Source organism: Streptomyces sp. SCA2-17 (genome assembly GCF_044336695.1).
The window spans coordinates 2257565-2270209 of record NZ_CP117521.1; the positions used below are offsets into that span (position 1 = coordinate 2257565).

Annotated in this window: 10 protein-coding genes and 1 rRNA gene; 3 read left to right on the plus strand and 8 right to left on the minus strand. The window is 72.3% G+C overall.

Annotated elements, in window-relative coordinates:
• The first annotated feature begins 176 nt into the window (after positions 1-176).
• A complete protein-coding gene (locus tag PS271_RS10050) occupies positions 177-767 on the plus strand; it encodes a GNAT family N-acetyltransferase (protein ID WP_398381617.1) in 591 nt (196 codons plus the stop codon).
• A 113-nt stretch (positions 768-880) separates the two neighbouring features.
• Entirely contained in the window at positions 881-2080 is a 1200-nt protein-coding gene (locus tag PS271_RS10055) for a winged helix-turn-helix domain-containing protein (RefSeq protein ID WP_398381618.1), read from the plus strand.
• A gap of 67 nt (positions 2081-2147) precedes the next feature.
• Here the strand turns inward: PS271_RS10055 and PS271_RS10060 are convergent, their stop codons facing one another.
• The 7 genes from PS271_RS10060 to mtnA form a co-directional block, all read right to left on the minus strand.
• Positions 2148-2891, minus strand: a complete 744-nt coding sequence (locus tag PS271_RS10060) for a response regulator (RefSeq protein WP_106677980.1) — start codon at positions 2889-2891, stop codon at positions 2148-2150.
• 275 nt (positions 2892-3166) lie between these two features.
• Positions 3167-3856: a ribosome hibernation-promoting factor, HPF/YfiA family gene (hpf, locus tag PS271_RS10065; RefSeq protein ID WP_391476051.1), complete on the minus strand. Its 690-nt coding sequence runs from the start codon at positions 3854-3856 to the stop codon at positions 3167-3169.
• Positions 3857-4172: 316 nt separating this feature from the next.
• Positions 4173-4925, minus strand: a complete 753-nt coding sequence (locus PS271_RS10070) for a ComF family protein (RefSeq protein WP_398381619.1) — start codon at positions 4923-4925, stop codon at positions 4173-4175.
• Between the two features lie 114 nt (positions 4926-5039).
• Entirely contained in the window at positions 5040-6857 is a 1818-nt protein-coding gene (locus PS271_RS10075) for an LpqB family beta-propeller domain-containing protein (protein ID WP_398381620.1), read from the minus strand.
• Positions 6847-8904, minus strand: coding sequence for an MtrAB system histidine kinase MtrB (mtrB, locus tag PS271_RS10080; protein WP_398381621.1), 2058 nt, complete (start codon positions 8902-8904; stop codon positions 6847-6849). Before mtrB ends, PS271_RS10075 begins: the two co-directional genes overlap by 11 nt.
• A gap of 1 nt (position 8905) precedes the next feature.
• Positions 8906-9583, minus strand: a complete 678-nt coding sequence (mtrA, locus tag PS271_RS10085; RefSeq protein ID WP_055539974.1) for a two-component system response regulator MtrA — start codon at positions 9581-9583, stop codon at positions 8906-8908.
• A gap of 142 nt (positions 9584-9725) precedes the next feature.
• Positions 9726-10880, minus strand: coding sequence for an S-methyl-5-thioribose-1-phosphate isomerase (gene mtnA, locus PS271_RS10090; protein WP_398381622.1), 1155 nt, complete (start codon positions 10878-10880; stop codon positions 9726-9728).
• A 189-nt stretch (positions 10881-11069) separates the two neighbouring features.
• Here mtnA and PS271_RS10095 point away from each other — a divergent pair, with 189 nt between their 5' ends.
• Positions 11070-12347 carry a glycerophosphoryl diester phosphodiesterase membrane domain-containing protein gene (locus PS271_RS10095; protein WP_398381623.1) on the plus strand — a complete coding sequence of 426 codons (1278 nt, stop codon included), beginning with the start codon at positions 11070-11072 and terminating at the stop codon, positions 12345-12347.
• A gap of 118 nt (positions 12348-12465) precedes the next feature.
• Here PS271_RS10095 and rrf read toward each other — a convergent pair.
• Positions 12466-12582: ribosomal RNA gene (gene rrf, locus PS271_RS10100) — 5S ribosomal RNA — on the minus strand.
• Positions 12583-12645: the final 63 nt, after the last annotated feature.

Consider the following 12645-nt stretch of genomic DNA (forward strand, 5'->3'; position numbering starts at 1 on the left):
GCGGGTACGCGGGCACGACGGGACAGTCCCCGCCGCAACGGCCATCGTAAGCGAGGACCCCGCCGCGCCGGGAGGTCCGTCATCACCCGGGCCGGGTGTCACCCGCGGTGTCACCCGTCCATGGAACGAGCGAACCGCCCCGGGAGTGCCCCGCCACGGCTTCTTACACTCCGCCCATGGAGCCCACGAGCCTCACCACCGAGCGCCTGCTGCTGCGCCCCTTCACCGCCGCCGACGCGCCCGCGCTGCACGCCGCCTGCCAGGATCCGGACATCCCGCGGTACACGAGCGTGCCCTCTCCGTACGCCCCCGAGGACGCCCGGGCCTTCATCGGCGAGACCTGCCCGGCCGGCTGGCGCGACGACTCCGTCTATACGTGGGGCGTGTTCACTCGTGAGGGGGGACGGCTGGCCGGCTCCATGAGCGTGGTGCCGCTCCCGCAGCCCTCCCGTGAGCGCCAGGCCGAGATCGGCTACTGGACCGCCAAGGAGCAGCGCGGCCGCGGATACACCGCCGAAGCCGCCCGCGAGGCGGCCCGGTGGGCCTTCGAGCGCCTCGGCATCGAACGCCTGGAGTGGTACGCGGAGGCCGGCAACGAGGGCTCACGCGCCGTGGCCCTGAAGGCGGGCTTCACGATGGAGGGCACCTTGCGGGCGAAGATCGCCCACGCGGGCACGCGCCGCGACGCGTGGACCGGCTCCCTGCTCCCCTCCGACCTGGGACTGACCTCCATCGCCCCCTACCTGCCCTTCCCCGGGCGCGGCTGACCGGCGCCGGGGGGCGACGGGCCGGGCCGGACCGGGGGGGTGACGGGCCGGGGCCTGGGGGTGACGGGCCGCGGCCGGGGGCGTTGTCAGTGCCCCCGCCTAAGGTGATCGGCATGACAACTGCCGCCTCCGCCAAGGCCCGTAAGCCCGGAGCCCGCAAGCCCGAGCACCACCTGTCGGCCGATGACGCCCGCCGGCTGGCCCTGCGCGCGCAGGGCCTGCTCGGCGCCCCGGACCGGCGGGCGGGCACGCGCGGCGTGCTGCGCCGGCTGGGGGCCGTCCAGCTGGACACGATCTCGGTGCTCGCCCGCTCGCACGAGCTGGTGCCGTACGCGCGGCTGGGCGCGGTCGGGCGGGACACGGTCGAGGCGGCCTACTGGTCGGGCGATCACGCCTTCGAGTACTGGTCGCACGCCGCGTGCATCCTGCCCGTCGAGGAGTGGCCGCTGTTCGCCTTCCGGCGCCGGGCCTTCCAGGCCCGCGGCCACCGCTGGCACGTGATGGAGGACGCCGAGCGCTCGTGCGCCGCCGTCCGCGAGCGGCTGAAGGCCGAGGGCCCGCTGACGGCCACGGAGCTGGGCGGCGCCAAGAACGGCGGCGAGTGGTACGACTGGTCCGAGACGAAGATCGCGGTGGAGTGGCTGCTGGACACCGGTGAGGTGGTCTGCACCCGGCGGCGCGGCTGGAAGCGCGTGTACGACCTGGCCGAGCGCGCCGTCCCGGACGAGCTCTTCCACGACGACCTGGACGACGCGGCGTGCACCCGGCGCCTGGTGGCGCAGGCCGGCGCCGCGATGGGCGTGGCGACCAGGGCGGACCTCGCCGACTACCACCGCCTCAAGGGCGAGCAGGTGGACGCGGTCATCGAGGAGACCGGCCTGGTGCCGGTCGAGGTGGCGGGCTGGTCGAAGCCCGCCTGGGCCGACCCGGAGGCCCTGGCGGCACCGCCGCGCGGCCGGCACCGCACGACGCTGCTGTCGCCGTTCGACTCGCTGGTGTGGGACCGTCCCCGCACCGAGCGGATCTTCGGCTTCACCCACCGCCTGGAGGCGTACGTGCCGAAGTCCAAGCGCATACACGGCTATTTCGCGATGCCCCTGCTGACGGGCGGCAGGCTGCTGGGCCGTGTGGACCCGGCGCGCGACGGCGGCACGCTGGTGGCCCGGCAGGTCTCCCTCGACGGGCCCAAGGCCGTGGCGCCCATGGCCGAGGCGCTCCGGGAGGCGGCGGAGTGGGTGGGCTGCCACGCCGTACGGATCGAGCGCTGCGACGACGCGAAGCTCGCGGCGGAGCTGGTGAAGTCCCTGGCCTGAGCACCCTGATCCGAGCGCCCCGGCCCGAGCCGCCCCCCCCCCGGCTCCACGGGCCCCCGTGCCGCGGCTACCTGATCTCCAGGATCTTCTCCCGCATCGCGTACACCACCGCCTCCATCCTGGAGTGCAGCTGGAGCTTCTCCAGGATGTTCCGCACGTGGTTCTTGACGGTGTTCTCGGAGATGAACAACTCCTTGGCGATGTCGCGGTTGTTCATCCCCGTGGCCACCAGCTTGAGGACCTCCAGCTCGCGGTCGGTCAGCCGGGGCGCCGGCACCAGCCGCCGCTCGTCCGTGCGCTGGATCATCGACTTGAACTCGGTGAGGAGCTTGGAAGCCATCGAGGGGCTGATCTGCGACTGCCCGTCCGCCACCGCCCGGATCGCCGTCGCGACCTCGTCGGTGGAGATCTCCTTGAGGAGATAGCCGGTGGCCCCCGCCTTGATGGCGTCGTAGAGGTCGGCCTCCTCATCGCTGATCGTCAGCATGATGATCTTCGCGCTGGGGGCCACCTCCTTGATGGAGGTGCAGGCCTCGATGCCGCCGCGCTTGGGCATGCGGACGTCCATCAGCACGATGTCGGGCAGCAGATCCGCGGCCTTGTCCACCGCCTCCGCGCCGTCCCCGGCCTCGCCGACGACCTGGATGTCCTCCTCCTGGGCCAGCACGATCTCCAGGCCGCGACGGAAGAGCGCGTGGTCGTCCACGACCAGGACCCGGATGGGCTCCTCGCGCGCCGCGCCCCTGTCCGTGCAGGAGCCTTCGTCGTCGTCCTCGCCGGGCTCGAGTACGGGCCCGAACCTGTCCGCCATTGTTCCTCCCCCTGAAGACCCCTGAAGGCCCAGAGCCCCTCGCGGTTGCACCGTGCTGCATGCTGCGTGCTGCGCCGCCCAACCGGTTCGCCGGTGCCGGTGGTTGGCTGCCGGGGTCATGATTTCATGCCGGGACGCCGGGACGCGCTTTCCCTGCTCTTCACGGCGCCCCGTCGTCGCACGCCGGTGCCCCGGGAGCGCGGGGGGCGCGCTCCGAGGGCACCTGGCTTCGGGTGGACTACGGCGATGGACGCGGGAGGCCCGGGCCTCCCGGCTCAGCCGCCCAGCTCCCCGCCCGCACCACCGGGCTCTCCTTCGAAGAGCGGGTCGGCATTGAGGTGGATGACGCCGTAGTCGTAGGCGTGCCGCCGGTAGACGACACTGGGTTGCTTGGTGTCGGAGTCGACGAACAGATAGAAGTCGTGCCCGACCAACTCCATTTCGTAGAGCGCCTGGTCGAGGGTCATGGGCGCTGCGGAGTGGGTCTTCTCGCGGACCACCAAGGGGCCCTCGCCGCGGATCTCCAGGGATCCCATGCGGGTGACCGGCACCCCGTCCGCCGCCTGATCGGTGGCCAGTTCACCGCTGTCGGTGAGCTCGGCGGCGCCGATGACGGTCGATGCGACATCGCTCGCGGGGATGCGGCCGTTACCCCGCCGGGTGTGGCGCTTGTCGTTCTGCTTGCGCAGTCGTGCTTCGAGCTTGCTGGTGGCCAGGTCCAGTGCGACGTACGGATCGGTTGCTGCGGCCTCCGCGCGGATCACCGGGCCACGGGAACGCACCGTGATCTCCACCCGGTCGGAGCGGTCGGCCTGCCTGGGGTTGGGCTCCTTGGACACCTCGACGTCGAGGCTGATCACCTTGCCGTCGAGCTTCTGGATCTTGTCCAGCTTCAGCTTCTCGGCCACGTGCTTGCGAAAGCGCTCGGGCACCTCGGTCTTGCGGCCTTTGACGACGATGTCCACGCAGAACTCCGTTCCCGGATCGCCCCGCCGAAGGTGCGGAGCGCATCCCTCTTGCATCAGACTCCGGGGATACCCGGAGCCACCGACTTGGCGGTTTTCACCTCCTCCTCCCCCATCGGCAAGGTCTGCACCCCATCGACTTCAAGCTTCCGCGAAAGCGAGCAAAGCGCGCCATTCGGAAATGCGAGGCATAGCCCCTGCCATTCCTCACAACCGAACATATCTCGCTCGGACGCCTGTCGGTAGCCCCTACCGGGACGTACCTCCATTCAGGTGTTTGCTTGCCGTTACCATCAGCAACGAATGACATTGGCCTTCAGTTCCGGTTCTTTTCAGCCGAGCGCGGGTCGGCACCGGACGCGGCCACGACGGCGGCGCCCACTACGCACCCGCCCGCGAGCGAGACGGCACGGGCCGCCTCGGCCAGCGAGGACCCGGTGGTCATCAGGTCGTCTACCAGCACCACCGGCCCTTCGCGCATCAACAGCCTCTCTGCTCCCATACGTACCCCTAGTGCACCGGCGACATTCGCCCTGCGCTGCCGGGCGCCGAGCCCGGCCTGATCGGCGACGACCCTGCACTGCCGCAGCACGGCCGCCACGGCAACCGGAAGCCCGCCCGCGCGAAGGGCCCGCGCGGCGCCGAGAGCGAGCCGCCGGCCCGCGTCGTGGCCCCGGGCGGCGACGGCACGGCGGGCGGAGGGGACGGGGACGAGCAGCAAGGGCCTTTCACCGGCCTCCAGGGCCCCTCCCCCGCCCCACCCGCCACCACCCGGGCTACTGGCCGCGCAGCGCACCGCGCCCGCCAGGGCAGCCCCCAGCGGACCCGCCAGCCCCAGGGCCCCGCGCTCCTTGTGCGCGAGCAGCGCCGAGCGCACCGGGCCCTCGTACAGGGCGGCGGCATGGACCGGCGGCAGCCCGGCCGGCTCCGGATCCGGCCTGGCGCGCCACGCGCCGCTCCCGCCCAGCGCCGCCCGGCACACTTCGCACAGCACGGACCGCGGCCGCCCGCAACCCGCGCACTCGCCCGGCAGCACCAGCCCGGCGATCTCCTGCCACCACCCGCGCACAGATCCACTGTCCCGCCGGCCGCGGCGCCCCGCCACCCCTGTGGAAAACTCCCGGGGAGACCTCGCGGCACGCCCCCGGCGCACTCCCGGAGCCTCGCCCCGGCGGACCTCCCGCTATCCCGGATAGACCGGCGCCGAGCCTTCCTTGGTCACCAGCTTCCAGTTGCTGTCCGGCAGCAGCCGGACGATCCCGCCGTCCCGCTCCGCCACCAGCGCCGGCGCCTTGGTGGTGCTCTCCGACGCCGCGACGCCGCGCACGCCCGTGATCCCGGGCAGCGCGGAGGCGTTCGACAGCGAGCCGTCCGTGTCGATGTACTGCAACTGCTGCAACCCGCCCTGCTCGTTGCCCGCGACCAGCAGCCGGCTCCCGCCCGCCCACGACACCGCGTCGACCTGCTCCAACCGCGGCGCCACGGACTGCAGTTCCTGCACCGACAGGTTCAGCCGCCCCGCGCTCCCGTGCCGCTCGACCCGGCCCAGCTTCAGGCTCGTCCGGTCGCCCTTGGTCACCAGCAGCGCGATCCGCACCCCGTCGGCCGCGACCCGCAGCCCGGTGATGCGCCCGTCGAGCCGCGGCACCTGGACCTCCTCCGGGGTGCCCGTGCCGCCCGGCAGCCGCAGCAGCCGCGGCCGGTCCGGGTCCTGGTCGGCGACCCACAGATCGCCGAGCCCGTCCCAACTCGGGGCCGTCAGCCCCGACTTCACCCCGCCGCGCGCGGTCACCCGCGGCTCACCCAGCGACGCACCCGCCTCCAGGCCGGTGACGTACAGCGCCTGCCCGTTGTTCGCCACGCCCGCGGCGTGCCGCTCCCCGCGGTCCACGGCGACCGACCGCAGCTGCAAGGCACCGTCGGACCCGAACGGGCCCGGCACCCGGCGCGGCTCCTCGTCGCCGTCGGCCAGGCTCACCATCCGGTGCTGCGCGTCCACGAAGTACTGCTGGTCGGCGCCGCGGCCGGCGGCCTGGTCAGGGGCGTACTTGCGCGCCTCCTCCCGCCCCAGCGAGCACAGCTGCGAGCCGTTCTCCCGCTGGAGCACCACCTCGGAGACCTTCGCCGACTGGTCCTGCACGGTGTAGAGGAGCTGCGCGGCCATGCGCCGGCACTGCCCCTCGTTGGTGCCCGCGGCCTTCCCGTTGAGGCGGATCTTCAGGGCGTTGGAGTCGTCCACGGACAGGTGCTGGTCCACGACCTTGGTGCCGGTCGGGAAGGCCGTCGCGGCCACCGGGTCCAGCCAGTTGGTCGGCCCGTCCAGCACCGCGTTGACCGTGGAGGTCACGGGGTCTATGCGCTTGCGGAGGTAGACGGGGTCGGCGACGAGGATCGCCCGCCCCTTGACCGGCCCGGACGAACCCAGCTCCGCGAAGTAGTACTTGTTGACGGAGCGGTAGATGCGCTGGAAGTCGGCGACGCCGAGCACCAGGCCGGACGGCAGGTCGTCGATGCGCCACTCGCCGCCCTCGCGCGTGACGTGGATCCGCTCCTTGTACGTGCCCTCTTCCGGCTTGTACGCGTGCTTGGCGTCAATCCTGGCGACCTGCTTGCCGATCAGCGTGACGGTGTAGTCCTGCTCGCGGTCGTCGGCGCGCTCCACGTGCACCTGCGGCGGCTCGGCCAGCACCACCGTGCCGCCGGCCGGGTTCCACGACCGCTGCTTGCTCTTGGCCAGGTACATGCGCGCCGTGCCGTAGTCCGGGTCGTCGCTGGTGGTGGCCTCCAGGAAGCCCGTCACCAGCTCCTGCGGGCGCTCGCCCTTGTGCGGCGCCACGCCGTAGACCCGCACCTGCGAGTCCGCGTCGGCGCGCTGCGACGAGTCGACCGGCCGCACCTCACCGCTGTCGGGCATCGAGGCGCACCCGGCCAGCAGCACACCGCTGACGACGAGCGCGCCGAACCCGGCGGTCCGCCAGCGGCGATTGCGTTCAGCGCCCACGCGCCCGCCCTTCGCGTTCTCCCGCACGTTCCTCCGCGGCACCGGCCGCGGGCTTGCCACCGTCCTGCTGCCCATTGCCCTGGCCGCCCGCCCGGGCCACCACGCGGGCACCGCTGCCCGGCAGCGCCGCCGGGTCCACGGCGGGCACGTTCCTCGCCTGCGGCGGTACGGGCTTCAGGCCGCCGCCCTGCGGCGGCACGCTCCCGGCCCGGCCGGCGACGGCCGGCGGCGCTCCGGCGTCGTTCAGCCCGCGGTTGCGCCGCGAGTCCTCCGGCTCCAGCGGAATGGGCGAGCCGCGCAGCGTGTCGCCCGCCGTGGCGGGCAGGGTCAGCCGGAACTGCGAACCGCCGCCCGGCTCGCCCCACGCCTGCAGCCAGCCGCCGTGCAGCCGCGCGTCCTCCACGGCGATCGACAGGCCCAGGCCCGTGCCGCCGGTGGTGCGGGCACGCGCCGGGTCGGCACGCCAGAAGCGGTTGAACACCCGCGTCGCCTCGCCGGGCTTGAGCCCGACGCCGTAGTCCCGTACCGCGACCGCGACCGCGCCGCCGGCCGCCGCCAGCCGCACGACCACGTCCCGGCCCTCGCCGTGCTCCACGGCGTTGACCACGAGGTTGCGCAGCACGCGCTCCACGCGCCGCGCGTCGGCCTCGGCCATCACCGGCTGCTCGGCGCCCTGCACCAGCAGCAGGCTGCCCTTGCGTTCCGCGAGCGGCAGGGCGCCCTCGATCACGCGGTTGACGACGTCCCGCAGGTCGACCGGCTCGGCCTCCAGGGCCGCGGCGCCCGCGTCGAAACGGCTGATCTCCAGCAGGTCGGCCAGCAGCGACTCGAAGCGGTCGACCTGCCCGTACAGCAGCTCCGCCGAGCGCGCCGTGACCGGGTCGAAGTCCTCGCGGGCCTCGTGGATGACCTCGGCGGCCATGCGGACGGTCGTCAGCGGCGTCCGCAGCTCGTGCGAGACGTCCGAGACGAAGCGCCGCTGCATCCGCGACAGCTGCTCCAGCTGCTGGATCTTGACCTGGAGGTTCTGCGCCATCTTGTTGAAGGCTTCACCGAGACGGGCGATGTCGTCCTCGCCGGTGACCTTCATACGTTCTTGCAGCACGCCCGCCGCGAGCCGCTCGGAGATGCCGGCGGCCATCCGTACGGGCGTGACGATCTGCCGCACCACGAGCCAGGCGATGGCCCCGAGCAGCACGACCACGAACACCCCGGCGGTCGCGAGCGTGCCCCTGACCAGGCCCAGCGACTTCTCCTCCTGGGTGTACGGGAAGAGGTAGTACAGCTGGTACGCCTTGCCGTTGGGGTCGTACATGCGCTTGCCTACGACCAGCGCGGGCTCGCCCTCGTCGGAGGCGTTGTGCTTGACCGACGCGGACTTCCACAGCGCACCGGTCTTGACGTCCAGCTGTTTCCGCAGGTCCGCGGGGATGCTGGCCTCGGGGTCGATGTCACCGGAGGCACGCGGGCCGCGCGCGCCGGCGGACGAGACGTCGCCGTAGCCGGAATCGCCGTACGCGAGGTCGCCGCTCCCCGAGCTGAGCGCCACCACGTGGTAGACGCCCTGCCCGCCGCTGGACAGCTGCTGCACCTGGGCCGTCAGCCACGCCCCGGGATCAGTGGCGCTGCGACTGCCGGACTGCGCGTCCTGCCCGCGGGTGTCGCCCGCGGCGTCGGCGGCGTCCCGCGCCGCCTTGAAACCGCCCTCGGCCTGGCTCAGCGACGCGTGCCGCTTGGCCTCCAGCAGGCCGTTGCGGACCTGCCCGATGACGACGACGCCGAGCAGCAGCACCACGCCCACCGACATCAGCAGCGTGGTCGCGACCACGCGCAGCTGGATGTTGCGCCGCCACAGCCGCATCGCGGGCAGCAGCGGTCGCCGCACCCAGCGCACGTACAGCCTCAGGACGGGGTGGACCGGTCCCGCGGCCGCGCCGTCGGACAGCATCCGCCCCGCCCGCCACAGCCGCCGGAGAAGGGATATGCCGCCCGCCGTCTCGACGGGCCGCCCCACGCCCCGCTCCGGGGCGGCACCGTTGCCCGACATGTCAGCTCGGCCCGGCCTTGTAGCCCACACCACGAACGGTCACCACGATCTCCGGCCGCTCCGGGTCCTTCTCGACCTTGGAGCGCAGCCGCTGGACGTGCACGTTGACGAGGCGGGTGTCGGCCGCGTGGCGGTAGCCCCACACCTGCTCCAGGAGCACCTCGCGGGTGAAGACCTGCCACGGCTTGCGGGCGAGCGCGACCAGCAGGTCGAACTCGAGCGGCGTCAGCGCGATCGACTGGCCGTCGCGCTTGACCGAGTGCCCGGCCACGTCGATGACCAGGTCACCTATCGCCAGCTGCTCCGGCGCGGGCTCCTCCGAGCGGCGCAGGCGGGCGCGGATCCGCGCCACCAGCTCCTTCGGCTTGAACGGCTTGACGATGTAGTCGTCCGCCCCCGACTCCAGGCCGACGACCACGTCGACCGTGTCGCTCTTCGCGGTCAGCATCACGATCGGCACACCGGACTCGGCGCGGATGAGCCGGCACACCTCGATGCCGTCCCGGCCGGGCAGCATCAGGTCGAGCAGGACAAGATCGGGCTTTACCTCACGAAAAGCAGCAAGTGCCTTGTCGCCGTCCGCAACGAACGACGGCTCGAAACCCTCACCACGCAGCACAATGCCGAGCATCTCGGCCAGTGCGGTGTCGTCGTCGACGACAAGGACGCGTCCCTTCATATCGACATCATCCCATTTTCGCATCCGGTCCATAGAGCCGGGTGACGGAGCTCACCTGGCGCGACTGACACATTCCGGTGTGTCCCGTTGACCTGGGACCCCGATCGCGTTCGCCGCCAGGGGTGGACAGTACACGTGCGGATCAGCCCGGCTCACTCCCGGATCCCTGCTGCGGCCCGGCACAGAGCTCCGCCAGGCCGGCCCGGGTCACCGGCGACACCACGCCGTTCTCCGTGACGATCGCGGTCACCAGCTCGGGCGGTGTGACATCGAACGCAGGGTTGTACGCCGTGGTCCCCAGCGGGGCCACCGGCACACCCGTCCCCGGTTCCGCGCCTGCCCCCGGGGGCACGACAGTAAACTCCGTCACCTCGTGCCCCGCGCGCTGCTCCACCTCGATCGCCGAGCCCGCGGGCGTCGCGAGATCCACGGTGCTCACCGGGGCCACGACCACGAACGGCACGTGGTGATAGCGGGCCAGCACCGCCAGCGGATAGCTGCCCACCTTATTCGCCACCGAGCCGTCGGCGGCTATCCGGTCCGCACCGATCAGCACCGCGTCCACCTCGCCCGCGGCGAACAGCGACCCCGCGGCGTTGTCGGTCAGCAACGTGTACGCCATACCGGCCCGGGCCGCCTCGTACGCCGTCAGCCGCGCCCCCTGGAGCAGCGGCCGCGTCTCATCCACCCACAGGCGCCTCAGCTGCCCCACGCGATGCGCGGCACCCGCCACGGCGAGGGCCGTGCCCTCGCCGCCGGAGACCAGCGCCCCCGTATTGCAGTGGGTGAGCACCCGGAACCCGCCGCCGGGCACGAGCTCCTCCAGCAGGGCCAGCCCGTGCTCCGCCATGCGCGCGCTGGCCTCCGCGTCCTCACGGTGCAGGGCACGCGCCTCGGCGAGGGTGACCGCGGCGGCCTGCTCGCGGCCCAGCCGTTCGTGAAGAGCCTTCTCGTACGCCGCCCGCGCACGCTGCACCCCGTAGGCGAGGTTCACAGCCGTGGGGCGCGCGTGCGCGAGCAGCTCGGCGGCATCCGCCACGTCGAAGCCGCGCACGGCCGCCAGCGCCATCCCGTACGCCCCGGCGATCCCCAGCAGCGGGGCGCCGCGCACGGCGAGCGAGCGGATCGCGTCGACCAGCGCCGGTACGTCCGTGCACACCAGCTCGACCTCCTCCGCGGGAAGTCTGCGCTGGTCCAGGAGCACGAGCACGGGCCCCTCCGGCCGTTCCTCCCATCTGAGCGAAGGAACGGAGCCGGGCTCGACGGACGCCATGGATGCCGCGAACTGATCAGCCATCTGACCAGTCTGGCCCGGACGCCCGGGCAGGGAAAGGTCGCCTGCGGATTCCTCCCCCGTACGAGCTGACGAGCCGTCCCGGGCGCCTCTGCGCCTCGCGGAGCGTTGAAGAGCCCGTGACACGATTGCTGGCAGCCGCTCGCCGCCGCACCGGCGGACGGGCGGGCACCGAGAAGGAGCGAGACGCACATGACTGACTCTCCGGGCCGGACCTCGCCCGGATCCTCCCCGTCCGACGAGACCGACAAGGCCACCGGCCCGGCCGATGCGGCCGGCAAGGCCGACAAGGCCGCTCAGGAGGGGCTTCCCGTGCAGTGGGCACAGGAGCAGCCGCCGCCGGGTGACTGGTCGGCTTCCTCCCAGGGCCCGCCGCGGCAGCGCCGGGCCGGGCGCGAGAGAGCCCGGGCTCATTCGTACCCCGGCCCGGGCCAGGGAGGCGGCCAGGGCGGCGTGCCGGGGCAGCCGGGGCCGCAGCCGGGCTGGCAGCAGGCAGGGCGGCCCCCGTGGGGACGGCCGCAGGCGCCGCAGCCCGGGGTGATCCCGCTGCGCCCGTTGCAGGCCGGCGAGATCGTGGAGGGCGCGGTACGCACGATGCGCATCCACTGGCGGGCTGTCCTCGGCATTTCGCTGACGGTCGCGGTCGGCACTCAGGCCGTGGCGACGGTGGTCGACCGGCTGTGGGACCGGGGGACGCCCGAGCTCGACCCGCTCGGTGGAGCGACCCCGGAGACCCCGCAGGAGCTGGTCGAGGCCATAGGCAACGGCATGGGCGGGATCGGCGTGGTCTGGCTGCTCAGCCTGGTCGGTTCCATCACGGCAGCGGCTCTCCTGACGGTGATCGTCAGCCGGGCGGTCCTGGGGCGCCCGGTCACCGCCCGGGAGGCGTGGCGGAGCGCGAGGCCGCAGCTGGGTCGCATGGCCGGCCTCATGATCCTGGTGCCGATGCTGCTGATCGGCGTGTTCGCTGTCGGCATCGTCTGGGGGCTCCTGGCGGCGGCAGCAGGGGCGGAGCAGGTAGGAATGTCGCTGACGGCACTGGGCGGGCTGGTGGCGATGGTCGTGGCCACCTGGCTGTGGATCCGCTACAGCCTCGCGGCGCCGGCGCTGATGCTGGAGAAGCAGGGCGTTGCGGCAGCGATGCGGCGGTCGGCGAAGCTGGTGCGGGGCTCGTGGTGGCGCGTCTTCGGCATCCAGCTCATCTCCATCCTGCTGACGGCGCTGGTGGGTTTGATGGCCCAGGCTGTCGTTCTCGTCTTCGACGTCTTTGTCCATGGACCCGGGGGCCAGTCGGTGGCTGATGCCACTGACTGGGCGTCGCTGATCGAGATCGGTATTGCGGCGGTAGTCAGCTCGACTCTTACGTTGCCGGTTTCGGCCGGCATGACGGCCCTGCTGTACATGGACCAGCGCATCCGGCGCGAGTCCCTTGATGTCGAGCTCGTGCGGTCGGCGGGCGGGGACAAGTAGCTGTTCCGCTCGGCTGCTTTCCGGTAAGGAAAGCGGCCGAGCGGGCCGGGGAAATGCTCCGGAACGCAAAAAAGCCTCAGGCCTGGGATAAATATCCCAGGCCTGAGGCTGAATAATTGTTCGGCGGCGTCCTACTCTCCCACACGGTCCCCCATGCAGTACCATCGGCGCTGAAAGGCTTAGCTTCCGGGTTCGGAATGTAACCGGGCGTTTCCCTAACGCTATGACCACCGAAACACTATGAAGTTAACCAACCCGGCTGTTTTCACAGGTCGTTACTTCAGAACTAACACAGTGG

Excerpts from the sequence above, each read along its gene's own strand:
- mtrB (WP_398381621.1), bottom strand. The coding sequence starts at position 8,904 with ATGTCGGGCAACGGTGCCGCCCCGGAGCGGGGCGTGGGGCGGCCCGTC.
- PS271_RS10060 (WP_106677980.1), bottom strand. The coding sequence starts at position 2,891 with ATGGCGGACAGGTTCGGGCCCGTACTCGAGCCCGGCGAGGACGACGAC.
- mtrA (WP_055539974.1), bottom strand. The coding sequence starts at position 9,583 with ATGAAGGGACGCGTCCTTGTCGTCGACGACGACACCGCACTGGCCGAG.
- PS271_RS10050 (WP_398381617.1), top strand. The coding sequence starts at position 177 with ATGGAGCCCACGAGCCTCACCACCGAGCGCCTGCTGCTGCGCCCCTTC.
- PS271_RS10055 (WP_398381618.1), top strand. The coding sequence starts at position 881 with ATGACAACTGCCGCCTCCGCCAAGGCCCGTAAGCCCGGAGCCCGCAAG.
- PS271_RS10095 (WP_398381623.1), top strand. The coding sequence starts at position 11,070 with ATGACTGACTCTCCGGGCCGGACCTCGCCCGGATCCTCCCCGTCCGAC.
- mtnA (WP_398381622.1), bottom strand. The coding sequence starts at position 10,880 with ATGGCTGATCAGTTCGCGGCATCCATGGCGTCCGTCGAGCCCGGCTCC.